The organism is Brevundimonas sp., assembly GCF_046295595.1.
In the GTDB taxonomy this organism is placed as follows: Bacteria; Pseudomonadota; Alphaproteobacteria; order Caulobacterales; family Caulobacteraceae; genus Brevundimonas.
In genome coordinates this window covers 39,565-59,281 of record NZ_JBKBMX010000010.1, presented here as the reverse complement: position 1 = coordinate 59,281, position 19,717 = coordinate 39,565, and the positions used below count along the sequence as shown (strand labels likewise).

General features: G+C 68.5%; 23 protein-coding genes. 11 read left to right on the top strand and 12 right to left on the bottom strand.

From position 1 onward, the window contains the following. Positions 1 to 11 precede the first annotated feature (11 nt). Positions 12 to 818: an aminotransferase class IV gene (locus tag ACK4JY_RS08655; protein ID WP_409604719.1), complete on the bottom strand. Its 807-nt coding sequence runs from the start codon at positions 816 to 818 to the stop codon at positions 12 to 14. Positions 819 to 821: 3 nt separating this feature from the next. After that, positions 822 to 3,587: a DNA gyrase subunit A gene (gyrA, locus tag ACK4JY_RS08650; protein ID WP_409604717.1), complete on the bottom strand. Its 2,766-nt coding sequence runs from the start codon at positions 3,585 to 3,587 to the stop codon at positions 822 to 824. A 125-nt stretch (positions 3,588 to 3,712) separates the two neighbouring features. Here gyrA and ACK4JY_RS08645 point away from each other — a divergent pair, with 125 nt between their 5' ends. Continuing rightward, a complete protein-coding gene (locus ACK4JY_RS08645; RefSeq protein ID WP_409604715.1) occupies positions 3,713 to 4,288 on the top strand; it encodes a superoxide dismutase family protein in 576 nt (191 codons plus the stop codon). Positions 4,289 to 5,095: 807 nt separating this feature from the next. On the opposite strand, the gene ACK4JY_RS08640 is transcribed toward ACK4JY_RS08645, so the two are convergent. From ACK4JY_RS08640 to ACK4JY_RS08620, 5 genes are all read right to left on the bottom strand, one after another. Continuing rightward, a complete protein-coding gene (locus ACK4JY_RS08640) occupies positions 5,096 to 5,314 on the bottom strand; it encodes a hypothetical protein (protein ID WP_409604713.1) in 219 nt (72 codons plus the stop codon). Between the two features lie 54 nt (positions 5,315 to 5,368). Further along, a complete protein-coding gene (locus ACK4JY_RS08635) occupies positions 5,369 to 5,764 on the bottom strand; it encodes a hypothetical protein (RefSeq protein ID WP_409604711.1) in 396 nt (131 codons plus the stop codon). A 136-nt stretch (positions 5,765 to 5,900) separates the two neighbouring features. Next, positions 5,901 to 6,134: a hypothetical protein gene (locus ACK4JY_RS08630; RefSeq protein WP_409604709.1), complete on the bottom strand. Its 234-nt coding sequence runs from the start codon at positions 6,132 to 6,134 to the stop codon at positions 5,901 to 5,903. Between the two features lie 342 nt (positions 6,135 to 6,476). Further along, positions 6,477 to 6,953, bottom strand: a complete 477-nt coding sequence (locus tag ACK4JY_RS08625; protein ID WP_409604707.1) for a hypothetical protein — start codon at positions 6,951 to 6,953, stop codon at positions 6,477 to 6,479. Between the two features lie 448 nt (positions 6,954 to 7,401). Continuing rightward, positions 7,402 to 9,252 carry an ABC transporter transmembrane domain-containing protein gene (locus ACK4JY_RS08620; RefSeq protein ID WP_409604705.1) on the bottom strand — a complete coding sequence of 617 codons (1,851 nt, stop codon included), beginning with the start codon at positions 9,250 to 9,252 and terminating at the stop codon, positions 7,402 to 7,404. Positions 9,253 to 9,385: 133 nt separating this feature from the next. On the opposite strand from ACK4JY_RS08620, the gene rpmE reads away from it, so the two are divergent. Both rpmE and ACK4JY_RS08610 read left to right on the top strand, forming a co-directional pair. Next, positions 9,386 to 9,610, top strand: coding sequence for a 50S ribosomal protein L31 (gene rpmE / locus ACK4JY_RS08615; RefSeq protein ID WP_409604704.1), 225 nt, complete (start codon positions 9,386 to 9,388; stop codon positions 9,608 to 9,610). Positions 9,611 to 9,773: 163 nt separating this feature from the next. Next, a complete protein-coding gene (locus ACK4JY_RS08610; RefSeq protein ID WP_409604702.1) occupies positions 9,774 to 11,336 on the top strand; it encodes a murein L,D-transpeptidase in 1,563 nt (520 codons plus the stop codon). Between the two features lie 2 nt (positions 11,337 to 11,338). Here the strand turns inward: ACK4JY_RS08610 and ACK4JY_RS08605 are convergent, their stop codons facing one another. Together ACK4JY_RS08605 and ACK4JY_RS08600 are read right to left on the bottom strand one after the other, a co-directional pair. Continuing rightward, positions 11,339 to 11,872, bottom strand: a complete 534-nt coding sequence (locus ACK4JY_RS08605; protein WP_409604700.1) for a DUF1465 family protein — start codon at positions 11,870 to 11,872, stop codon at positions 11,339 to 11,341. A 94-nt stretch (positions 11,873 to 11,966) separates the two neighbouring features. Beyond that, positions 11,967 to 12,170 carry a DUF1192 domain-containing protein gene (locus ACK4JY_RS08600; RefSeq protein WP_409604698.1) on the bottom strand — a complete coding sequence of 68 codons (204 nt, stop codon included), beginning with the start codon at positions 12,168 to 12,170 and terminating at the stop codon, positions 11,967 to 11,969. Between the two features lie 81 nt (positions 12,171 to 12,251). Between ACK4JY_RS08600 and ACK4JY_RS08595 the strand changes: the two genes are divergently transcribed. Beyond that, a complete protein-coding gene (locus ACK4JY_RS08595; protein ID WP_409604696.1) occupies positions 12,252 to 13,223 on the top strand; it encodes an NAD(P)H-quinone oxidoreductase in 972 nt (323 codons plus the stop codon). A 121-nt stretch (positions 13,224 to 13,344) separates the two neighbouring features. Continuing rightward, positions 13,345 to 14,013 (top strand): DUF1013 domain-containing protein, encoded by a 669-nt coding sequence (locus tag ACK4JY_RS08590; RefSeq protein ID WP_409604694.1) that lies wholly within the window; start codon positions 13,345 to 13,347, stop codon positions 14,011 to 14,013. A gap of 58 nt (positions 14,014 to 14,071) precedes the next feature. Here ACK4JY_RS08590 and ACK4JY_RS08585 read toward each other — a convergent pair whose 3' ends face one another. Then, positions 14,072 to 14,245, bottom strand: a complete 174-nt coding sequence (locus tag ACK4JY_RS08585; protein ID WP_409604692.1) for a YdcH family protein — start codon at positions 14,243 to 14,245, stop codon at positions 14,072 to 14,074. A gap of 161 nt (positions 14,246 to 14,406) precedes the next feature. Here ACK4JY_RS08585 and ACK4JY_RS08580 point away from each other — a divergent pair, with 161 nt between their 5' ends. From ACK4JY_RS08580 to ACK4JY_RS08570, 3 genes are read left to right on the top strand one after another with little or no spacing between them, the layout of a single operon-like run. Continuing rightward, positions 14,407 to 14,988: a UbiX family flavin prenyltransferase gene (locus tag ACK4JY_RS08580; RefSeq protein ID WP_409604690.1), complete on the top strand. Its 582-nt coding sequence runs from the start codon at positions 14,407 to 14,409 to the stop codon at positions 14,986 to 14,988. Further along, positions 14,985 to 15,452: a TIGR02444 family protein gene (locus ACK4JY_RS08575; protein ID WP_409604688.1), complete on the top strand. Its 468-nt coding sequence runs from the start codon at positions 14,985 to 14,987 to the stop codon at positions 15,450 to 15,452. Before ACK4JY_RS08580 ends, ACK4JY_RS08575 begins: the two co-directional genes overlap by 4 nt. Positions 15,453 to 15,491: 39 nt before the next feature. Then, on the top strand, positions 15,492 to 15,716 hold the full coding sequence (locus ACK4JY_RS08570; protein ID WP_409604687.1) for a YdcH family protein: 225 nt from the start codon (positions 15,492 to 15,494) through the stop codon (positions 15,714 to 15,716). Positions 15,717 to 15,719: 3 nt separating this feature from the next. On the opposite strand, the gene ACK4JY_RS08565 is transcribed toward ACK4JY_RS08570, so the two are convergent. Then, positions 15,720 to 16,283 carry a GGDEF domain-containing protein gene (locus tag ACK4JY_RS08565; protein WP_409604685.1) on the bottom strand — a complete coding sequence of 188 codons (564 nt, stop codon included), beginning with the start codon at positions 16,281 to 16,283 and terminating at the stop codon, positions 15,720 to 15,722. A gap of 124 nt (positions 16,284 to 16,407) precedes the next feature. Between ACK4JY_RS08565 and purE the strand changes: the two genes are divergently transcribed. Together purE and ACK4JY_RS08555 are read left to right on the top strand one after the other, a co-directional pair. After that, entirely contained in the window at positions 16,408 to 16,899 is a 492-nt protein-coding gene (gene purE, locus ACK4JY_RS08560; protein WP_409604683.1) for a 5-(carboxyamino)imidazole ribonucleotide mutase, read from the top strand. After that, complete coding sequence (locus tag ACK4JY_RS08555) at positions 16,900 to 17,982, top strand: 5-(carboxyamino)imidazole ribonucleotide synthase (RefSeq protein ID WP_409604681.1); 1,083 nt, start codon at positions 16,900 to 16,902, stop codon at positions 17,980 to 17,982. Between the two features lie 505 nt (positions 17,983 to 18,487). Here the strand turns inward: ACK4JY_RS08555 and ACK4JY_RS08550 are convergent. Continuing rightward, entirely contained in the window at positions 18,488 to 19,183 is a 696-nt protein-coding gene (locus tag ACK4JY_RS08550) for a COQ9 family protein (RefSeq protein WP_409604679.1), read from the bottom strand. Positions 19,184 to 19,371: 188 nt separating this feature from the next. Between ACK4JY_RS08550 and rpsU the strand changes: the two genes are divergently transcribed. After that, entirely contained in the window at positions 19,372 to 19,626 is a 255-nt protein-coding gene (rpsU, locus tag ACK4JY_RS08545) for a 30S ribosomal protein S21 (RefSeq protein ID WP_168049186.1), read from the top strand. Positions 19,627 to 19,717 lie beyond the last annotated feature (91 nt).

The following is a 19,717-nucleotide window of genomic DNA, read 5'->3' as shown; positions in this document are numbered from 1 at the left end:
AAGGGGACGGCCTAGATCGGCTGACAGGGCTGTGATGCCCAGATCGCCCGCAGCAGCTCCAGCGGCGCGGCGCCCGGATCGAACGCCAGCGCATCGATCGAGGCGACCGGACAGGCCGGCGTCGCGCTGTTGCAGATGAAGGCGCCGTCGAAGCGGGACAGATCCTTCCACCGGACCGGTTCGGTCCGGCTGGGGGCGCTGCGGGCCTCAAGGCCGCGCTGCAGCAGCGTCAGGGTGACCCCGGTCAGCATCGGCGCCTCCGGCCAGATCACCGCGTCGCCGCGGACGAAGCCGATGTTCCACAGACTGCCTTCGGAGATCCGCCCGTCATGATCGGCGAACAGGGCGTCGTCGAACCCGGCCGCGCGGGCCAGCCGCCGGGCGCGGATCAGTCCGAAATTGGCGGTGTGCTTCACGTGGGCCAATTCCCGGGCATAGGTCTGGACCTGCAGCCGCAGGCCGACTTCCGCCAGCGGCGGCGGTGACGGAAAGGCGCCGATCATCACCTTCGGACGGCCGGTCCAGCCCGGCGTGCGCGGCCAGACCTCAGGCGAGAACAGGCTGACGCGCAGCCAGCAATCGCCCTGCCCCCCGACCGCCGAACGCATCAGCTCGCGCAGCCGCGCCTCGGCCACCGCCTCGCCGAACAGCTCCAGCGCCGAGGCCTCGAGCCGGGCCAGATGCAGATCCAGCCCGCGAACCCCACCCTGCTCGACGCGGAACGAGGTGTAGGCGCCGTAGTTCGCCAGCGCCAGATAGGTCAGGTCGCCCTCGGAAACGGGCTCCCCATCCACCAGCAGCTTGCGATCGGCGCCCATGGATCAGGCGTCGCCGCCCTCGCCCTCCGCGACGTCCAGGTCCGACCCCTCGTCGCCGCCGCTGTCCGGCAGACGCTCGACCGAGACGACCCGCTCGCCGTCGGCGGTGCGGAAGATGGTCACCCCCTGGCTGGAGCGACCGACGATGCGGACCTGGCCCACCGGCGTGCGGATCATCTGTCCGCCCGAGGTCACCAGCAGCAGGTCGTCGTCGTCCTGCACCGGGAAGGACGCCGCGAGGCGGGCACCCGCCCGGCCGCCGAGGCCGTGGGCGGTCAGCCCCTGGCCGCCGCGACCCGTGCGGCGATACTCATAGGCCGACGAGCGCTTGCCGAAGCCGGTCTCGGTCACGGTCAGGATGAACTGCTCCGCCGCTCCCAGTTCGGCGATCCGTTCGACCGACAGGGCAGCTTCCGCCACCGCCTCGTCGTCGGCCTCGACCGGCGCGTCGTCCTCGTCGCCGGCGGCGCGGCGCATGGCGTTGGCGTGTTTGACATAGGCGGCCCGCTCTTCCGGCGTGGCGTCGACCCGGCCCAGCACGGCCATGGAGATGACCTCGTCGTCCTTCTGCAGACGCACGCCGCGCACGCCGGTGGAGTCGCGGCCCTTGAACACCCGCACGTCGTCGGCCTTGAAGCGGATGGCCCGGCCCAGGGCGGTCGTCAGCATGACGTCGTCCTCGGCCTTGCACAGGGCCACGCCGACCATGCGGTCGCCGTCTTCCAGCTTCATCGCGATCTTGCCGGCCCGATTGACGGTGGCGAAATCGCTCAGCTTGTTGCGCCGCACATCGCCCGAGCGGGTCGCGAACATGATGTCGTAGTTCGCCCATTCCGCCTCGTCCTCGGGCAGGGGCAGCACGTTCATGATGCTGTCGCCCGGTTCGATCGGCAGCAGGTTGACGAACGCCTTGCCGCGCGAGGTCGGCCCGCCCAGCGGCAGCCGCCAGGTCTTCAGCTTGTAGGCCTTGCCGTTGGTGGCGAAGAACAGCACCGGCGTGTGGGTCGAGGCCGAGAACACGCCGACGACGGCGTCGTCGTCCTTCATCGCCACGCCCGAGCGGCCCTTGCCGCCGCGATGCTGGGTCCGGTAGGCGTTCAGCGCCACGCGCTTGACGTAGCCGCCGTGGGTCACGGTCACGACCATGTCCTCGCGCGGGATCAGGTCCTCGTCTTCCAGCTCGAAATCGCCGTCGCCGATCAGGGTCCGCCGCGGCACCGCGAACTCCTCGCGCACCAGCAGCAGGTCCTCGCGGATCACCGCCAGGATGTTGGCCCGGTCCGACAGCAGGGTCAGATGGCCCTGGATGGTGTCGGCCAGACCGCGCGCCTCGCCGAAGATGTCGTCGCGGCCGAGGCCGGTCAGGCGCGACAGGGTCAGGCCGAGGATGGCGCGCGCCTGTTCGTCGGTCAGGTTCAGCTTGTCGCCGTCGACCAGCATCGAGCGCGGGTCGGCGATCAGTTCGATCAGGGCCATCATGTCGCCGACCGGCCAGGCCTTGGCCTGCAGTCGCTCGCGCGCCTCGGCCGGATCGGCCGAGCTGCGGATGATGTGGATGACCTCGTCGATATTGGCCACGGCCACGGCCAGACCGACCAGCACGTGGCCGCGGTCGCGGGCCTTGGCCAGTTCGAACTTGATGCGGCGGACGACCACCTCCTCGCGGAACTCGAGGAAGGCTTCCAGCAGCTGGCGCAGACCCATCTGGATCGGCCGGCCGTGATTCAGCGCCAGCATGTTGACGCCGAACGAGCTCTGCATCGCGGTGAAGCGCCACAGCTGGTTCAGCACCACGTCGCCCGAGGCGTCGCGCTTCAGCTCGATCACCATCCGCATGCCGTCGCGGTCGGATTCGTCACGCACGTCGGAAATGCCCTCGATCCGCTTCTCGCGGACCATTTCGACGATCCGCTCGATCAGGCTCTGCTTGTTGACCTGGAACGGCAGCTCGGTGACGACGATGGCCTCGCGGTCCTTGCGGATGGTCTCGATCGAGGCCTTGCCGCGCACGATGACCGAGCCGCGGCCCTCACGCAGGGCGTTGCGCGGGGCCGTGCGGCCCATGATCTCGCCGCCGGTCGGGAAGTCCGGACCCGGAACGATGTCCAGCAGGGCCTCGTCGCCGATGTTCGGATCGTCCAGCAGGGCCACGGCCGCATCGACGATCTCGCCCAGATTATGCGGCGGGATGTTGGTCGCCATGCCGACGGCGATGCCGCCCGCGCCATTGACCAGCAGGTTGGGGATCCGCGCCGGCAGGACGACGGGCTCCAGCTCCTTCTCGTCGTAGTTGGGCTGGAAATCGACCGTGTCCTTGTCGATGTCGGTCAGCAGGGCCAGGGCGGCCGGGGCCATCCGCGCCTCGGTGTAGCGCATCGAGGCCGGCATATCGCCGTCGACCGAGCCGAAATTGCCCTGGCCGTCGACCAGCATCAGCCCCATCGAGAACGGCTGGGCCATGCGCACCAGCGCCATATAGACCGAGGCGTCGCCGTGCGGGTGGAACCGGCCCAGCACGTCGCCGACGACGCGGGCGCATTTCGAATACGACTTGTCCGGCGTCATCTTCAGGTCGTGCATCGAATACAGGATGCGGCGGTGCACGGGCTTCAGCCCGTCGCGCGCGTCCGGCAGGGCGCGGCTGACGATCACGCTCATCGCATAGTCGAGATAGGAGCGGCGCAGCTCGTCCTCGATGGTGATGGTGGAGATGTCGCCGCCTGCGCCCGACGAGGGCGGCAGGGCGTTGGTGTAGCTGTCGTCGGTCAAGGAAATCGGGCTTTAAATGGCCGGAATCGGAACGTGATCCGCTAACGGGTTTTCTAGCATCCAGGGGCTGTGGTGGCAAAGCGAAGCCGCGTGTCAGCCATCATCAGCACAAGGGATATTTCACCATGCGCGCCTCCCGCCGTCTCGCCCTCGCCGTCCTGCCCCTCGCCGCCGTGCTGGGCGCCTGCGTCAGCGTCACCGACAATGACTACGGCAGCGCGCCGGATCGGGCCGCCGTCGGCGATTTCGGCGAGGCGACCCTGATCAATGCGTCCGGCGCCAACATCGGCCGGGCCGTCCTGACGCAAGGGTCGACCGGCCTGGTGATCCGCATCGAGGCCGACGGCCTGACCCCCGGCTGGCACGGCGTCCACATCCACGCCACCGGCGAATGCGCCGCCCCCTTCACCTCGGCCGGCGGCCACATCAACCACGCCGAGCCCAAGGCCCCGCACGGCCTGCTCAACGCCCAGGGCCCCGACGACGGCGACCTGCCCAACATCCACGCCGACGCCCAGGGCCGCATCCGCGCCGAGGTCTTCACCACCCGCGCCCGTATCGCCGCCACCGGCCCGGGCCAGTGGCTTTGGGACGCCGACGGCTCGGCCCTGGTCATCCACGCCAATGTCGACGACCACCGCAGCCAGCCGATCGGCGGCGCGGGAGACCGGGTGGCCTGCGGGATCATGGCCGCGGGGTAGGGTGAGAGAGGCGGCGGGTTTCGCCGGAAAGCGCCGTCTCGTGCGCCGCCCCTCATCCGTCATCCTCGGGCTTGACCCGAAGATCAGACCATCCGGTGCTCCGTCGAGCGGTGCACCGGCGCGCTCACGGGGCCGTCACGCCCCCGCAGCCCGCCTACGGCCTCTGATCCTCGTGTCAAGCCCGAGGATGACGACGGCGAGGTCGAAGGGGCGAGGTGCAAAAGCCATCGCCGGGAAGGACCGCTATGGGTGGGAAGCGGACTTTAAGGGCCCGGAAACTTGGAGACGATCTCACTGGCTGGAGCAACGTCGTCCTCTAGGAGGATCGCCACTGAGATTTTCCGGCTTCGACCAGTCTCTGTAACGATTTCGATGTTCGATCCGGGCCACGAGCCCTTGGGCTTCCCGTGCCACCTGACTAGCTTGATAGCCCCGAGGGGGATTGTGCCCGTTGCCGCGCTGCTGATCCCAGCGCCATCGCAAGAAATGCCGGGCTTCTGCCGGACCAGGCGCAACAACATGTCACCTACAAAATACAGTGCGAGTGGGGTGGCTAAAGCGGCAAGCGGCCATAGCCGGTCAGAGATCGTTCCGCTGCCTCCTGCGACCGGGTAACGCCCTCAAATACCGGCCAAACCCAAACGGCCGCTATCAGAAGCAAAGAGAGCCCAACTTCGGCAACGAGCCGTCCCCGATCATACCGAACTATAATCTGCTCGTGTTTCAACGAAGTGCTTTCGGTCGGATCGTGAACTGAGAGGCGGTGGCGGAAGCACTAACACGTCCGCAACGGGTCGAAAGCGGGCGTCAGTAGCCGTATCGTTTCGGGTCATTGAGGATTGGGTCGGCGGTCGAAGCTGGATCGGGAACATCTACCTCCACCAGCAGGCGAAGCATGGCTGCTCGGTCTCTGGTCGTCGCTGCTTTATCGAACGCGTCAAGTAGGCCAGCTTCGGCGAGACGCTCGTTGATTGTCATTGCAGAGTAGTTTGGCCGTTGGCTCATATCCGCACGGTAGCCGGTCATGCGATGTCCGGAATGGGTCGATGCGGACGCTGCCTTGGAGGCCAAATGCGGGAATTAGCTCCAACTGGTTTCCCTAAAGCGAAGCTTCGTTTGGTCGTAGTCGTGCAGGTCGACGGTCTGCCCCGCCCGGTCGCCATACTGAAAGCCCTCAAGCGTCGTGGGATATCCGTCTTCCGCCCAGAGGATGAAGCCTAAAGCATTTTCCTCGCCGAGCCCTTCCATAATCATGTTTGGCGCGTCGATCATGCTGATGGTTTCAAGCTTGGGGGTCGCGCTCCGATCAACCTCGAAGGTCGTGTAGAACCCATGCCCAGTGTTGTCCCTTTCGACCACATGGGCGGTAGCCAAGTGCGACTTGAGGAGTTGGCGTTGATCTGGCGCAAGCTGTCGGCCATCGGTCTCGCAAATGAGAGCGAGCACCGCCGTTTCGAGGTTCGTGAACGCAGTCATGCAGTCAGACTAGCCCGAACATCGCCTGCTGCAACGTCCGCAATGGGTCGGGAGCGGAAAGTGCCACAAGGGGGAAGCAGACATCGCGTCTCCGCTCTTTGTCGAATGAACGCCCCAGCTTCACGGCAGTGAACAGCTATCGATCCATGACAGCGTTGTGCGCTCGTCGGACGGCCAAGACGAAAAATGACCCGACGAATGACGCGAAGCTCATCGCGCCTGACATTGCGACGTCGCTCCATCCAACCGGCGTATCCGGCACTGTCAGAATATCAGACGCGAATACTGCACCGCCGATCAGGAAGATGATTGCCCAGATTATGAACACCCATCTGACGATCGTATATGCTGTGTTGATGTAAGCCTTCATGGGTCACCTGACGGCGCGCTGCCTCTGCTCAACAATGTTTTCTATCGTTCGCAAACGTCCCCAACGCGTCGTCGGCGGACATCAGGATCGAAGGAGAGCTAACCCCGCCTCGCTCCACTCTCCGCCCCTTGCCGAAGGCGTCACCAGCCCATATCCGACCAGCAGGTCGACAGCTTCTTCGCCTGCGCTCATACACAGGTGGTCAAGGTCGCCTTCGGGCGATTGGAGATACTGATCGCACATCAAGGCGAGCGAACGCAGCAAGCGAGTGTCTGTCTCGGTCATTTGCCGATGATGCTGGCACCACCGCCCGTCCGCAATGGGTCGGGAGCGGCTATTCACTCAGTTCCGGGAAGCGGACCTCTCATCTGCTGCATTTCTGGCTAACCCGACATGGAGGATTGAGAGCAGCATTGCGACGAACGAGGATGCAAGCGCGAGATAGTGAAGGTCTGGAACTCCACGGCCCGTCAACACCATCGCGGCAACGACTTCAACGATGAGGACCGCCCGGATCGTGAGGAGAAGGGGCGAGCCTCCCCGGCTTCCGAACAAGCCCCATTGAGGGTCGAAAATCGGCATCCAACGGGGAAACCCAATGCCACCCATCACCTCCCGATTAGCCGCGTCGATACCTCGATGGCATCTTGGATCAAAGAGCAGCCGGGCAAACAGCACTGTCGCCGCGCCAGCCGCGACCAAGGTCGTGGGAGGCGCCAAAAGTGAGCGAGCCGGTTCGCTGACCGCGCCCACGGCGAAGATAACCCCGCCAAACGCCGCTACGAGCAGGGAGGGCCAGTAGAGCAAGTGTGTCGTCATGTCAGAAGTTTGATCAGCGGAAGGCAATGTCTGCAAGGGGTCGACTGCTGACTCGACGGCGGACCCGGTGAAGCCCTCTGGTCCAGCCCATCCCCGCTCACCCTCCGCCCTCGGGGTGGATTCCCGATACCTGCCAACCCGGCCAAACCGCGTCAAACCCTGTCATCCCGGGCGCCCCGCCCTCCCGAGGCGAGGCCTCTGCGGAACGACGACCGGATCAGGCGTCGGGCGACGGCTTATGCACCGCCCGGGCCCCGCCGGACGGGCCCCCGCGCCCCGGAATCCCCCGCCCCGCCGGACCCCGCCCCCTACGACCGATCCTGACGCACCGCCGCCCTACACTGCGCGCGAACGGTCTTTGACATCGTCGCGACAGAGCCGCCCCGCCCAGGATCGGCTGACCGAAAGTGTCGGGATGACAGGGTTTCGCGATTTTTGGGCGACAGGGTCACCCCGCGCGGAACTGCAGCTGCGCCAGCCGCGCATACAGCCCGCCCTGGGCGATCAGGGCGGCGTGGGTCCCCTCCTCCACCACCCGGCCGTCCTCCATCACCACGATGCGGTCGGCGCGTAGCACGGTGGCGAGGCGGTGGGCGATGACGATCGTGGTGCGGTGCTCCATCGCCTGGTCCAGCGCCGCCTGCACCAGCCGCTCGCTCTCGGCGTCCAGCGCCGAGGTCGCCTCGTCCAGCAGCAGGATCGGCGCGTCGCGCACCAGCGCCCGGGCGATGGCCATGCGCTGTCGCTGGCCGCCCGACAGGCTCTTGCCGCGCTCGCCCAGCGGCGTGTCGAACCCCTCCGGCAGGGCGGTGATGAAGCCCAGGGCCTGGGCCTCCTCCGCGGCGGTGCGGACCTCGGCCTCGCTGGCGGCTTCGCGGCCGAAGCGGATGTTCTCGCTGGCCGAGCCCGAGAACAGCGGCGCCTCCTGCGAGACCCAGGCGAAGCGCCCGCGCACGGCCACCGGATCGGCCTCGCGCACATCGATCCCGTCGACCGAGACCACGCCCGACTGGGGATCGTAGAAGCGCAGCAGCAGCCGGAACACCGTGCTCTTGCCGGCCCCCGAGGGCCCGACCAGGGCCACGGTCTCGCCGGGTCGGACGGTCAGGGAAAAGCCCTTCAGCGCCGGCAGGTCGGGCCGGCCGGGATAGCTGAATTGCACCGCCGACATCGACACCTCGCCCAGCGGCGGCTCGGGCAGGGCCCTCGGGGTGGCCGGCGGGGCGATCGACGGCGCGCTGCGCATCAGCTCGTCGATCCGCTCCATCGCCCCGGCCGCCTTTTGCACATCGCCCCAGCTCTCGCCCAGCGCGCCCACGGCGCCGGCCGCGAACACCGACAGCAGCACGAACTGCAGCAGGGCCCCCGGCGTCATCCGCCCGGCGATCACGTCTTGGGCCCCCAGCCACAGCACCAGGGTGACGCCGCCGAACATCACCACGATGATCATGGCGGTCATCAGGGCCCGCGCCTTCATCCGCACCAGCGAGACGCCGAAGGCCGCCTCGACGGCGTCGCCGAACCGGGCGATGGCGCTCTTCTCGCGGCCGAAGGCCTGCACCGTCTCGATGGCGTCGACGCTCTCGCCGGCGAAGCCCACGGCCTGGGCGAACCGGTCCTGCGAGGCCACCGTCAGGCGCCGCACTGTGCGCCCGAACAGGAACAGCGGCCCCAGCAGCAGCGGCACCACCAGCAGCACCAGCCCGGTCAGCTTGGGGCTGACGATGAACAGCAGGACGGTCCCGCCGATCAGGGTCAGCAGATTGCGCAGGGCGAAGGACACCGAGGTGGTCAGCAGGGTCTCGACCAGGGCGATGTCGGTCGTCAGCCGCGACAGCACCTCGCCGGTCCGCATGGTCGCGTAGAAGGACGGGTCCAGCGTCAGGATCCGGCCGAACAGCCCCTTGCGCACGTCGGCGACGACCCGCTCGCCGGTCTTGGTGACGAAAAAGAAGCGCACCGCCGTCACCAGGCCGAGGAACAGGGCGTTCAGGCCGAGGACGAGGAACCACAGGTTCAGCCGCTCGCCATTGTTCTCGAAGCCGTTGTCGATCGCGCCGCGCGCCGCCACCGTCAACCCCAGCGACGCGGCCGTGGACAGGATCAGCGCCGCCGCCGCCATCGCCATATGGCCCTTGTGGCGCAGGGCATAGGGCAACAACCGGCCCAGCGGGCGAATATCCCGCCGTTTGGCCCGCCGCTCGCCGGCCTCGCCCATCTGCTCCATCAGCAGCGCGCCGGCGCCGGGTCGCCCGTGAAGATCGGCGGGATCGGCGGCGGGAGCGGTCGTGTCTGTCATGGCGCGCGCCTCTTGCCCCGGAACGGGCCCCGGTGTAAACGCCGCCGCTCATTCCCGCCGCCATCCGGCGGGTTTTCTCATTTTCGCGCACCGACGGTCGGCATCGTCATCGCGCAGAGACCGGATACCGACCATGAAGGCCGATACGCACCCCGACTACCACTTCATCACCGTGACGATGACCGATGGTACGACCTATCAGACGCGCTCCACCTATCAGAAGGAAGGCGCCGTGCTGAACCTCGACATCGATCCGCTGACGCACCCGGCCTGGACCGGCGGCAACCAGCACCTGATGGACCGCGGCGGCCGCGTTTCGCGCTTCAACAACAAGTTCGGCGGCTTCATCAAGAAGTAGGCGGTCTGGCTTTACGGCCACACTTCCCGCCAGGACGTGCAGCAAGGCGTCGGTCCCCGGACCGGCGCCTTTGTGTTTGGCCGGAACGCCGATACCATGCCGGCGTTGGACCACCGGGCGTAGACGCAGAACCCTGCGTGGAATCGGGCGAAGAGCAGCAGTGATGAATCGACGACAACTGGGTCTGGGCGTGGCGGTGACCGCCCTCGCGTCCGCGAACGGCCTCGCCGCCATGGCGCAGAGCCGCGATCCCGCGTCGGTCGCCTTCTACGACAGCTTCAACGACCAGCTGGCCCGCCTGCCCGCCGCCATCCAGCCCGACGTGCGCGCCTTCTACGAGATGAACGGCTGGCGCCCGGTGTGGACCGCCGAACGCCTGCGCGCCCTTCAGGGCGCCGCCGGTCGCGCCGAACGGCACGGCCTGTCACAGGGCGACTTCTTCGATTTCGACGCCCTCGCCGCCCTGCGCGCCGCGGCCGAGATGCGCACCACGGCGGCGGCGCTGGGCTATGCCCGCGTCCTCGCCGAGGGCCGGGTCCGGCCCGAGACCGTCGAAGACCTGTGGGAGATGCAGAAGAACCGCGTCGACCTGCCGCTCGGCCTCAACGACGCCCTCGCCCAGAACCGGCTGATCGACTGGTTCGAGGGCCTCGCCCCCACCGACATCGGCTATTCCAACCTGTCGGCCGGCTATGTGCGCTATCGCCGGATGATCCGCGACGGCCGCAGCTGGCCGGTCTTCCGCGCCGGCCCGACCATCGAGCCGGGGACGAGCGACGCCCGCATTCCGGTGCTGATCGAGCGCCTGGTCGCCGAGGGCGATCTGTCCGCCGCCGACGGCGCCCGTCTCGCCGCCATGGGGAACGCCTACGGGCCCGAGCTCGTGGAGGCGGTCAAGGGCTTCCAGGTGCGCCACGGCCTCGGCGCCGACGGCCGCATTGGCACGGGCACCCAGCGCTCGCTGTCGGCCTCGGCCGAGGACCGCGCCCGCCAGATCGCGCTCAATCTGGAACGCCGCCGCTGGCTGGCCCGCGACGTCGCCCCCGAGCGCATCGAGGTCAACACCGCCGCCGCCATCATGGTCTACTGGAAGGACGGCAAGCCGGTTCACTCGAACCGCGTCGTCGTCGGCTCGCCGGACAACCAGACTCCCAGCCTCGAGAAGCAGTTCGCCTCGGTCGTCGCCAATCCGCCGTGGTACGTGCCCGCCACGATCGCCCGCAACGAGATCCTGCCCAAGGGTCCCGGCTATCTGGCGGCCAACAACATGTACATGTCGAACGGCACGGTGATCCAGCGCGCTGGCCCGACCGCGGCCCTCGGCTATGTCAAGTTCGAGCTGCGCGACAGCTACGCCATCTTCCTGCACGACACCCCGTCGAAGTCGGCGTTCAATCTGTCGATGCGCCAGCGCAGCCACGGCTGCGTCCGGGTGCAGGGGGCCGTCGAGTTCGCCCGCCTGCTGCTGTCGCCGGACCCGACCCTGCTGGGCCAGTTCGACGAGGCCCAGGACACCCGCGAGACCAAGCGCATTCAGACCGGGCGGGAAATCACCGTGCGCCTGCTGTACTGGACCGCCTTCGTCGACGGTCAGGGCCGCGTCGCCTTCCGCGAGGACGTCTATGGCCGCGACGACAAGCTGGCCGAGGCCCTCGGCATCGCCGTCAGCCTGCCCAAGGTCGTGGATGACGGCGGCGGCCGCGACGCCAACGACGTCGGGCCGTAGGCCTACTGCCGGAAGGCCGCGGTCAGCCGGTCCAGCTGGCTCTGCACCGGATTGACCGCCTCTTCTTCGGGCGTGTCGAGGTACATGCGGCGGTCGAGGTGCAGCACCCGGTCGTACAGCTTCTCGGCCCGGACCAGATATTCGATCAGGGCGATCGGCAGTTCGGGATGCGTCGGCTCGGTCTCGATCTTGCGATCGGCCAGCCGGTAGCGCGTCTCGCACGCCGCCAGCGCCGTCATGTCGCCCTCGCGCACCGCCCGCTGCACGAGCAGCCACGAGGCGATCTGCATCAACCGGGTGGTCAGCTTCATGCTCTCGCCGGCATAGGCCAGGGCCGTGGCCCGCGACAGCAGCTTGGACTCGCGCCGGCCGTCCCCGTCCAGATAGGCGGCGGTGTCCTCGACCAGCTCCATGCCTTCACGGAAGGTGCGGTCGAACAGCTCCGACCGGGCGAAGTCGTCGACCACGGCGGCCCGGCTGCGGCCGGCGGGCGAGGGAATAAGATCGTCGCTGGGCATCAACTCGGTCAAACTCATCGGCAAGGCGCATCCGTATCACGACCGGCACGGTTTCGCGCGGTGCATGAACCGCCTGCAACGGCCATGCCAAAGGACTGATTCAGGAGCCGTTTCAGGAGCGGAAGTTGAACATGGCGTCGGCCGCGCTGCGCTGCGAGGACTTGCCCTCGATGGCGGCCTTCGATCGCGCGATCTCGGCTTCCAGCCCGGCGATACGCTGTTGCAGGTCCTCGACCGAATAGTTGTCCAGATCTTCGCGCGTCAGGGCGATCAGCGGCGCGCCCCGCGCCGGACGGGGCTCCAGGTCCTCGAACATCACCGCCTCCTTCCTGGCCATTGCACGGACAGGCGCCTATCTGAACGCCCGGACACGGACGATTGCAAGAACGGGACGCGGATGCAGGCGATAGAAATCAAGGGCGGGTCGGGTTCCGCGGACGCCTTGGTCCTCGTCGACCGGCCTGATCCGGTCGCCGGGCCGGGCCAGATCCGCATCCGTGTGCGCGCCGCCGGGGTCAACCGTCCCGATCTGCTGCAGCGGCAGGGTCGCTACCCCGCGCCGCCAGGCGCCCCGGACATCCTCGGCCTCGAGGTCGCGGGCGAGATCGACCAGATCGGCGACGGCGTCGCCCGATGGGCCGTCGGAGACCGCGTCTGCGCCCTGCTGGGCGGCGGCGGCTATGCGCAGTACGCCGTCGTCGACGCCCGCCACGCCCTGCCCGTTCCCGGCGATCTCGACTGGGTCCAAGCTGCGGCCCTGCCCGAGACGGTCTGCACCGTCTTCGCCAATGTCTGGGAGGCCGGGGGCCTGAAGGCCGGCGAGACCCTGCTGATTCACGGCGCGACCAGCGGCATCGGCGTCACCGCCATCCAGATGGCCAGGGCCGCCGGCGCGCGGGTCGTCGCCACTTCGCGAGGCGCGGCCAAAGCCGGGGCCGCCCGCGCGCTGGGCGCGGACCTCAGTCTCGACGCGGAGAGCGACGATCTCGAGGCCGCCATCACGGCCTTCGGCGGCGTCGATGTCGTGCTGGACATGGTTGGCGCGGACTATGCGGCACTGAATCTCGCCGTCATCAAGCCGTTCGGCCGGTGGGTGGTTATCGCCACCCTCTCCGGCGCCCGGGCCGAGATCGATCTGGCCCGGGTGATGATGAAGCGGATCGTCCTGACCGGCTCGACCCTGCGCGCCCGCCCCGCCGACGAAAAGGCCCGGCTGATCGCGGCCGTCGAGGCGACCGCCTGGCCCTGGGTCATGGCGGGACAGCTGCGCCCCCCGGTCGAGGCGACCTTCCCGCTGGAACAGGCCGCCGCCGCCCATCACAGGCTCGAAGCGGGCGGCCACGTCGGCAAGATCGTGCTGACCGTCTGACTTTCGTTTTCTTTTACCGCGAATGAGCCTATATCGGTGTCATACGCGCCCGGCCGAAAGGTCGGGCGCCGTCGTATCCGGGACCCGTCTCAACGGCCCAAGAACAGAAGCAAAGACGCTCATGACCGACATCCTCATGCCCAAGGCCACCGCGGTCTGGCTGGTCGACAACACCTCCCTGACCTTCGAGCAGATCGCTGACTTCTGCGGCCTGCATCCGCTGGAAGTCCGCGGCATCGCCGACGGCGACGTGGCCCGCGACATCCGCGGCGCCGACCCGGTGGTCAACGGCCAGCTGACCCGCGAAGAGCTGGACAAGGCCCAGAACGACGAGACCTACCGCATGAAAGCCGTGGTCAGCCGCCACGCCGAACTGCTGAAGACGCACAAGCCGGCCCCGAAATACACGCCGGTCTCACGTCGCCAGGACCGCCCGGACGCCATCGCATGGTTCGTGCGCAACCACCCCGAGGTGACCGACGCCCAGATCGCCAAGCTGCTGGGCACCACCAAATCGACCATCGAGAGCGTGCGCAACCGCACCCACTGGAACAGCCCGAACATCAAGCCGGTCGATCCGGTGACCCTCGGCCTCGTCGGCCAGCTGGCGCTGGACGAACTGGTCAAGAAGGCCGCCGACAAGAAGGCGAAGGACGACGCCAAGAAGGGCGGCGCCACCCTGCAGCCCGCCGACGCCGCCGAGCCGGCCGAGCCGGAATTCGTGCCCGAGGCCCGCGAGCGCCGCGGGGCCGAGCCGACCGCCGAGTCGGTCTTCGGCAAGAAGGACTGACAATGAAAACGGCCCCGGATCGCTCCGGGGCCGTCCTTCCTTGTGCGGGAGGCCGTCGCTAGTGCGCCCGGGCCTCCAGACTGGTGATCTGTTCCTTGAGCCGGAGCTTCTGCTGCTTGAGCTCCCTGACGTGAAGCGGGTCCGCCGCCGGGTGGGTCGCCTCGCGCCGGATGGTCTCATCCAGGTTGCGGTGACGGTTTCCCAGTTCGCGGATACGAGCTTCGATGGTCATGGCTTGCGCCTCCATGTCTAAGGGACCAGTACAGTCAGCGCCGGGTCTGACCGGCTGTAGAATCACATTCAAGTGAACTGCCGACCGTCCTGATACGGACCACCCTGGAGCCCGAATTGGCCGAAGATGTGAACGGAGCCGTACGGAACCTTTCCGGCTCAATGCCCGCCCGTCTGATTGTCGGAATTTCCGGAGCCTCGGGCGTGGCTTACGGCGTCCGGGCGCTGGACGCCCTGCGCGAACTGGGCATCGAGAGCCATCTCGTCGTCACCCGTGCCGCCCTGCTGACCCTGTCGCAAGAGACCGATCTTTCGGCCGATGACCTGACCTGTCGCGCCGACGTGACGCACAGGCTCAACGACGTCGGCGCCTCGATCGCCTCGGGCTCGTTCCGCACCATGGGCATGCTCGTCGCCCCCTGTTCGGTGCGGACGATGAGCGAGATCGCCACCGGGGTGACCTCGACCCTGCTGACCCGCGCGGCCGATGTGGTGCTGAAGGAGCGCCGGCCACTGGTGCTGATGGTGCGCGAAACGCCGCTGCATCTGGGCCATCTGCGCACCATGGCGGCCCTGACCGAGATGGGGGCGATCATCGCCCCGCCCCTGCCCGCCTTCTACGCCAAACCCGCCTCGATCGCGGAGATGGTCGACCAGTCCGTCGGCCGGGCGCTGGACCTGTTCGGCCTCGACTGGTCGGGCGTCCGCCGCTGGGACGGTCTCAAGGGCCCGACAGACGAATGAGCGAACTGTGGGACTGGGCCGTGAAGGCCTATGCCGCCGACGGCGTGGGCGAGGCCTGTCTGCACCTGCAGGACGCCGCTGGCCAGAATGTGCCGCTGCTGCTGTGGGCGGCATGGGCGGCGCGGACCGGGCGCGCGCCGGACGCCGACACGCTGGAAGCCGCCTGCGACGTGGCCCGGGCCTGGCAGGAGGCGGCGATCGCGCCTCTACGGGCGGTGCGGCGCCAGATGAAGGGCCGCAATCCCGATCTCGACGACGCCGACCGCGAGGCGGTGCGAAGCCAGGTCAACGCCGTCGAGCTGGAGGCCGAGCGCCGCCTGCTGGCGGCGCTGGAGGGCCTGTCGCCCCCGCCCGCTGGGCCGTCCAGGCCCGTGCTGGAAGCCCTGATCGCGGTCTCGCGGCAGTGGTCGCCGATGACGCCGCGGCCCGGCCTGACCGCGCTCGCTGAACGACTTCCGGCCTGAGCCGACGCACGCTATAAGCCCGCCTCCGGGGCCCCGACCATGAATGACGACGATCCGTTTCTGAGCGAGGAAGACCAAGCGCTGCACGCCCGGCTCAAGGAATTGCGCCAGGAGCACGCCGACCTCGACGCCTCGATCGAGGCGCTGACGCACATGCCGGTGCCGGACCAGCTGATGATCGCCCGGCTGAAGCGCAAGAAGCTGACCCTGCGCGACGAGATCGTGAAGATCGAGGCGATCGTCCTGCCGGACATCATCGCCTAGGGGCTAGCGCCCCTTCTTGCGCACCCACATGGCGGCGTCGGCCTCGGCCAGCCAGACTTCCGGGTCAGTGTGGGCGGCGAAGGCGCGGACGCCGAACGAGCCGCCCAGACCGGCCGAGCGGCCCTCCCATTCGAACGGCGTTTCCTCGAGGGCGGCGGCCAGCCGGCGGGCCTTGTCGCGTCCCTCTTCCAGACCGGCGTTGAGCATCAGCAGGCCGAACTCGTCGCCGCCCAGCCGGCCGACGGCGTCGGACTCGCGCAGATTGGCCCGCATCATCTCCGCGACATGGACCAGGGCCGCGTCGCCCGCGGCGTGGCCGAGGGCGTCGTTGACGCCCTTGAAGCCGTCGAGGTCGAGGTAGAGCAGGACGGCCGGCACCTCGTGGCGCTGGCAGAAGGCCATGGCGCTCTTCATCGCCGCGACGAAGCCGCGCCGGTTCAGGGCCGGGGTCAGGACGTCGTGGTCGGCCGCCGCCTCGGCCGCCTCGGCGCGACGGCGCAGGGCCTCGACCTCGGCGCGCAGGCGCTCGATCTCGGCGATGGGGTCGATGACGGCCGCGTCGGTCACAGGCGAATGGGCTCCCCGGCCAGCGACTCACCACGCACCGGCTGGCCCCGAGCCTAACGCCGTCGGTTGCGGGCGCAACGCGAGTCCTGTATCGCGCCGCTTTCGTCGAAAAGGGCCGCGACTCATGACGACCGGAACGCCTGCTGTGGCGATCATCATGGGCAGCCGCTCGGACTGGCCGACGATGAAGCACGCCGCCGACGCGCTGGACCGGCTGGGCGTGGCCTGGGAGGCGAAGGTGGTCAGCGCCCACCGCACCCCCAAACGCCTGTTCGACTTCGCCACCGGCGCCAAAGCCGCGGGCTACAAGGTCATCATCGCCGGGGCCGGCGGCGCCGCCCACCTGCCGGGCATGGCCGCGTCGATGACCGAACTGCCGGTGCTGGGCGTGCCAGTCGAATCCAGGGCGCTCAAGGGCATGGACAGCCTGCTGTCGATCGCCCAGATGCCGGGCGGCGTGCCCGTCGCCACCCTCGCCATCGGCGAGCCGGGGGCCAAGAACGCCGGCATCCTCGCCGCCCAGATCCTGGCGCTGTCGGATGAGGTGCTGGCCGGACGGCTGACGGCCTTCCGCGAGGCCCAGACGGAAAGCGTCCACGAGACGGTCGAGGACTGAGTGACCGCGTTCCCGCTGCCCCCCGGATCGACTCTTGGCATCCTCGGCGGCGGCCAGCTGGGACGCATGCTCAGCCAGGCCGCGTCGCGGCTGGGCTTCAACGTCGTCATCCTTGATCCGGAAGAGAACAGCCCGGCCGGCCGCGTGTCCCAGGGCCAGATCGTCGCCGCCTATGACAATCCGACGGCGCTGGGCGTGCTGGGCCAGACCTGCGCCGCCGTGACCTTCGAGTTCGAGAATGTGCCCGCCGCCTCGGTGGCGCGGCTGGTCGAGGGCGGGGCCGTGGTCTCGCCGGGCCCGCAAGCCCTGGCCGTGGCCCAGGACCGGGTCGAGGAGAAGACCTTTCTCAACGGCGTCGGCGCCGCGACCGTCGACTTCGCCGCCGTCGACAGCCTCGACGACCTGCTGGCCGGGCTGGAGCGGCTGGGCGCCCCGGCCCTGCTGAAGACCCGCCGCGACGGCTATGACGGCAAGGGCCAAGTCTGGGTCCGCTCGGCGAAGATGGCCGCCGACGCCTGGCACGCGATCGGCGAACGCCCCGCCATTCTGGAGGCCCGGGCCGACTTCACCCGCGAGCTGTCGGTGATCGCCGCGCGCGGCCGCGACGGCAAGATCGCCGTCTATCCGCTGGGCGAGAACATCCACAAGGGCGGCGTCCTCAAGACCACCATCGCCCCCGCCGCCGTCGACGCGAAGACGGAGAAGCGGGCCAGGGCCATCGCCACGGCCATCCTCGAGGGCCTCGACTATATCGGCGTGCTGGGGGTCGAGCTGTTCGATCTCGGAGACGGCACGCTGCTGGTCAACGAGATCGCGCCGCGCGTGCACAACACCGGCCACTGGACCCAGGACGGCTGCGTCTGCGACCAGTTCGACCAGCATATCCGCGCCATCGCCGGCTGGCCGCTGGGCCCGACGACGGCCCACGCCGGGGTCGAAATGACCAATCTGCTGGGCGACGAGATCGACCAGTGGTCGAAGCTGGCCGGCAAGCCCGACGCCCGCCTGCACCTCTACGGCAAGGCCGACGCCCGCCCGGGCCGCAAGATGGGCCATGTGAACCGGGTGAAGCCGCTGGACTGACCCTGCCGAGGGTACGGGATGACAGAGTTCTCACTGAAAAAATGTGGGCTGTCGCTTCATGAACAAATGGACGCCGGGCCCGATCGCGGTGTCGCCGCGCCTTGGCGGCGTCGGCGGGCTGTTTCAGGGTGTCAAAGATCAGGCCCGGCGGGCATTTCACCAGTATGCACGGGCCTGCGTCAAAAGCGGACGCAGGGGGAACGGCGGCCCCTTTCGGTGCGGATTTGAGGTGACCGGGAGTGTCGGAATGACCCCCGAAGTGTCGGGATGACAGGGTACGGGATGACAGGGTTCTGACGCCCCTACCCTTGCTTTCGTCATTCCGGGCGGAGAGGCGCAGCCTCGGAGACCCGGAACCGGGCGGCGCGCGCGAGCGCGAACCTGTCGGGAGCGCCTGCGCCGGCCGTGTGAAGTCCGCGGCCAGGGGTGTTTCGCCGCCGTCGCGGCGCCGCCGGGTTCCGGGTCTACGGCGCGCTACGCGCACCTTCGCCCGGAATGACGAAAGCTATTGGGGAGTCTTCGCCCCGTACCGCATCCGGCTCAGCGCATCGGCGACCCTGCGCAGCGGGGCGTCGAAATCCTTGCCGGCCTTCCATTTCTCGAAGGCCATGACGTTTTCGATGCGGCGGGCGACGAAGGCCTCGGCGGCGTCGCGGCCGTCGAACCAGCGCATGGTCAGGGCCGGGATCAGGATGCCCGACAGGATGGCCCGCTTGGAATAGTGGTTCCAGTCGGTGGCGGTGTCGCCGGCCCAGGTCCACAGCCCGTCGGCCGTCTCCCACGCCAGCTTGAGCCCCAGATCGGCGTTGGTCGGCAGGGCGAGGAAGGCGGCGCAGCGGCGCGTCGCCTCAAGGTCGGCGGCGCCGGCCTCCATCCGGGCCGAGACGGCGCGCGCGATTCGCTCGCGCATCTTCAGCGATTTCGGATCGACCTCGCCCAGCGAGGCCAGCGCCCGGTCGTCATGTCGGCGCGACAGCAGGGCCGCCAGATCCCGCGCCCCGTTCGGCAGGAGCAACTCCTCGTCGCCGAGCGACAGGCCGTTCGCCTCACAGGCCGCCCGCACCATGCGGCTGTTCCAGCCCAGCGACGGCGCGCGGGCGATCGCCGCGTCCAGCACGGACTGCTCCATGCGGTCGGCCCAATCTCCGGGAGCACTGTCGCCCGCGGGCGGGTCGTTCGGCAGGTGTGGCGCGTCGGTCATGGCGCCAGCATATCCCCGTCAGACGGGCGTTTCGACCCTTCACATCTTGCCGCGACGATCTGGACAGGACGGGGGCGAACGTGTATCAGCCCGCCTTCATCCGCGGACCCTGTGCGCGGAAGACGATTTTATTTGTCTGCCCGTCTCCCTTTCGAGGGGCGCGGCGGGCGGCCAAAGGAGAGTTCAACCTGGTACAGATTTTCGTTCGCGATAATAACGTCGATCAAGCGCTGAAGGCCCTCAAGAAGAAGATGCAACGCGAAGGCAGCTTCCGGGAAATGAAGCGCCACGTGCACTACGAGAAGCCCTCGGAGAAGCGCGCTCGCCAGAAGGCCGAGGCCGTGCGCCGCGCCCGCAAGCTGGCCCGCAAGCGCGCCCAGCGCGAAGGCCTGCTGCCGCCGCCGAAGCCCCGCGTCCCGGGCGCCGGTCCGGCCCGCGGCTAAATCGACGTTACAATCCGAAGATCAAAAGGCCGCCCCGGGAAACCGGAGCGGCCTTTTTCTTGTCCCACCTCCCCATTCGCGAAGGCGAATG

Excerpts from the sequence above, each read along its gene's own strand:
- ACK4JY_RS08655 (WP_409604719.1), bottom strand. The coding sequence starts at position 818 with ATGGGCGCCGATCGCAAGCTGCTGGTGGATGGGGAGCCCGTTTCCGAG.
- ACK4JY_RS08645 (WP_409604715.1), top strand. The coding sequence starts at position 3,713 with ATGCGCGCCTCCCGCCGTCTCGCCCTCGCCGTCCTGCCCCTCGCCGCC.
- ACK4JY_RS08640 (WP_409604713.1), bottom strand. The coding sequence starts at position 5,314 with ATGACCGGCTACCGTGCGGATATGAGCCAACGGCCAAACTACTCTGCA.
- ACK4JY_RS08635 (WP_409604711.1), bottom strand. The coding sequence starts at position 5,764 with ATGACTGCGTTCACGAACCTCGAAACGGCGGTGCTCGCTCTCATTTGC.
- ACK4JY_RS08630 (WP_409604709.1), bottom strand. The coding sequence starts at position 6,134 with ATGAAGGCTTACATCAACACAGCATATACGATCGTCAGATGGGTGTTC.
- ACK4JY_RS08625 (WP_409604707.1), bottom strand. The coding sequence starts at position 6,953 with ATGACGACACACTTGCTCTACTGGCCCTCCCTGCTCGTAGCGGCGTTT.
- ACK4JY_RS08620 (WP_409604705.1), bottom strand. The coding sequence starts at position 9,252 with ATGACAGACACGACCGCTCCCGCCGCCGATCCCGCCGATCTTCACGGG.
- rpmE (WP_409604704.1), top strand. The coding sequence starts at position 9,386 with ATGAAGGCCGATACGCACCCCGACTACCACTTCATCACCGTGACGATG.
- ACK4JY_RS08610 (WP_409604702.1), top strand. The coding sequence starts at position 9,774 with ATGAATCGACGACAACTGGGTCTGGGCGTGGCGGTGACCGCCCTCGCG.
- ACK4JY_RS08605 (WP_409604700.1), bottom strand. The coding sequence starts at position 11,872 with ATGAGTTTGACCGAGTTGATGCCCAGCGACGATCTTATTCCCTCGCCC.
- ACK4JY_RS08600 (WP_409604698.1), bottom strand. The coding sequence starts at position 12,170 with ATGTTCGAGGACCTGGAGCCCCGTCCGGCGCGGGGCGCGCCGCTGATC.
- ACK4JY_RS08595 (WP_409604696.1), top strand. The coding sequence starts at position 12,252 with ATGCAGGCGATAGAAATCAAGGGCGGGTCGGGTTCCGCGGACGCCTTG.
- ACK4JY_RS08590 (WP_409604694.1), top strand. The coding sequence starts at position 13,345 with ATGACCGACATCCTCATGCCCAAGGCCACCGCGGTCTGGCTGGTCGAC.
- ACK4JY_RS08585 (WP_409604692.1), bottom strand. The coding sequence starts at position 14,245 with ATGACCATCGAAGCTCGTATCCGCGAACTGGGAAACCGTCACCGCAAC.
- ACK4JY_RS08580 (WP_409604690.1), top strand. The coding sequence starts at position 14,407 with ATGCCCGCCCGTCTGATTGTCGGAATTTCCGGAGCCTCGGGCGTGGCT.
- ACK4JY_RS08575 (WP_409604688.1), top strand. The coding sequence starts at position 14,985 with ATGAGCGAACTGTGGGACTGGGCCGTGAAGGCCTATGCCGCCGACGGC.
- ACK4JY_RS08570 (WP_409604687.1), top strand. The coding sequence starts at position 15,492 with ATGAATGACGACGATCCGTTTCTGAGCGAGGAAGACCAAGCGCTGCAC.
- purE (WP_409604683.1), top strand. The coding sequence starts at position 16,408 with ATGACGACCGGAACGCCTGCTGTGGCGATCATCATGGGCAGCCGCTCG.
- ACK4JY_RS08550 (WP_409604679.1), bottom strand. The coding sequence starts at position 19,183 with ATGACCGACGCGCCACACCTGCCGAACGACCCGCCCGCGGGCGACAGT.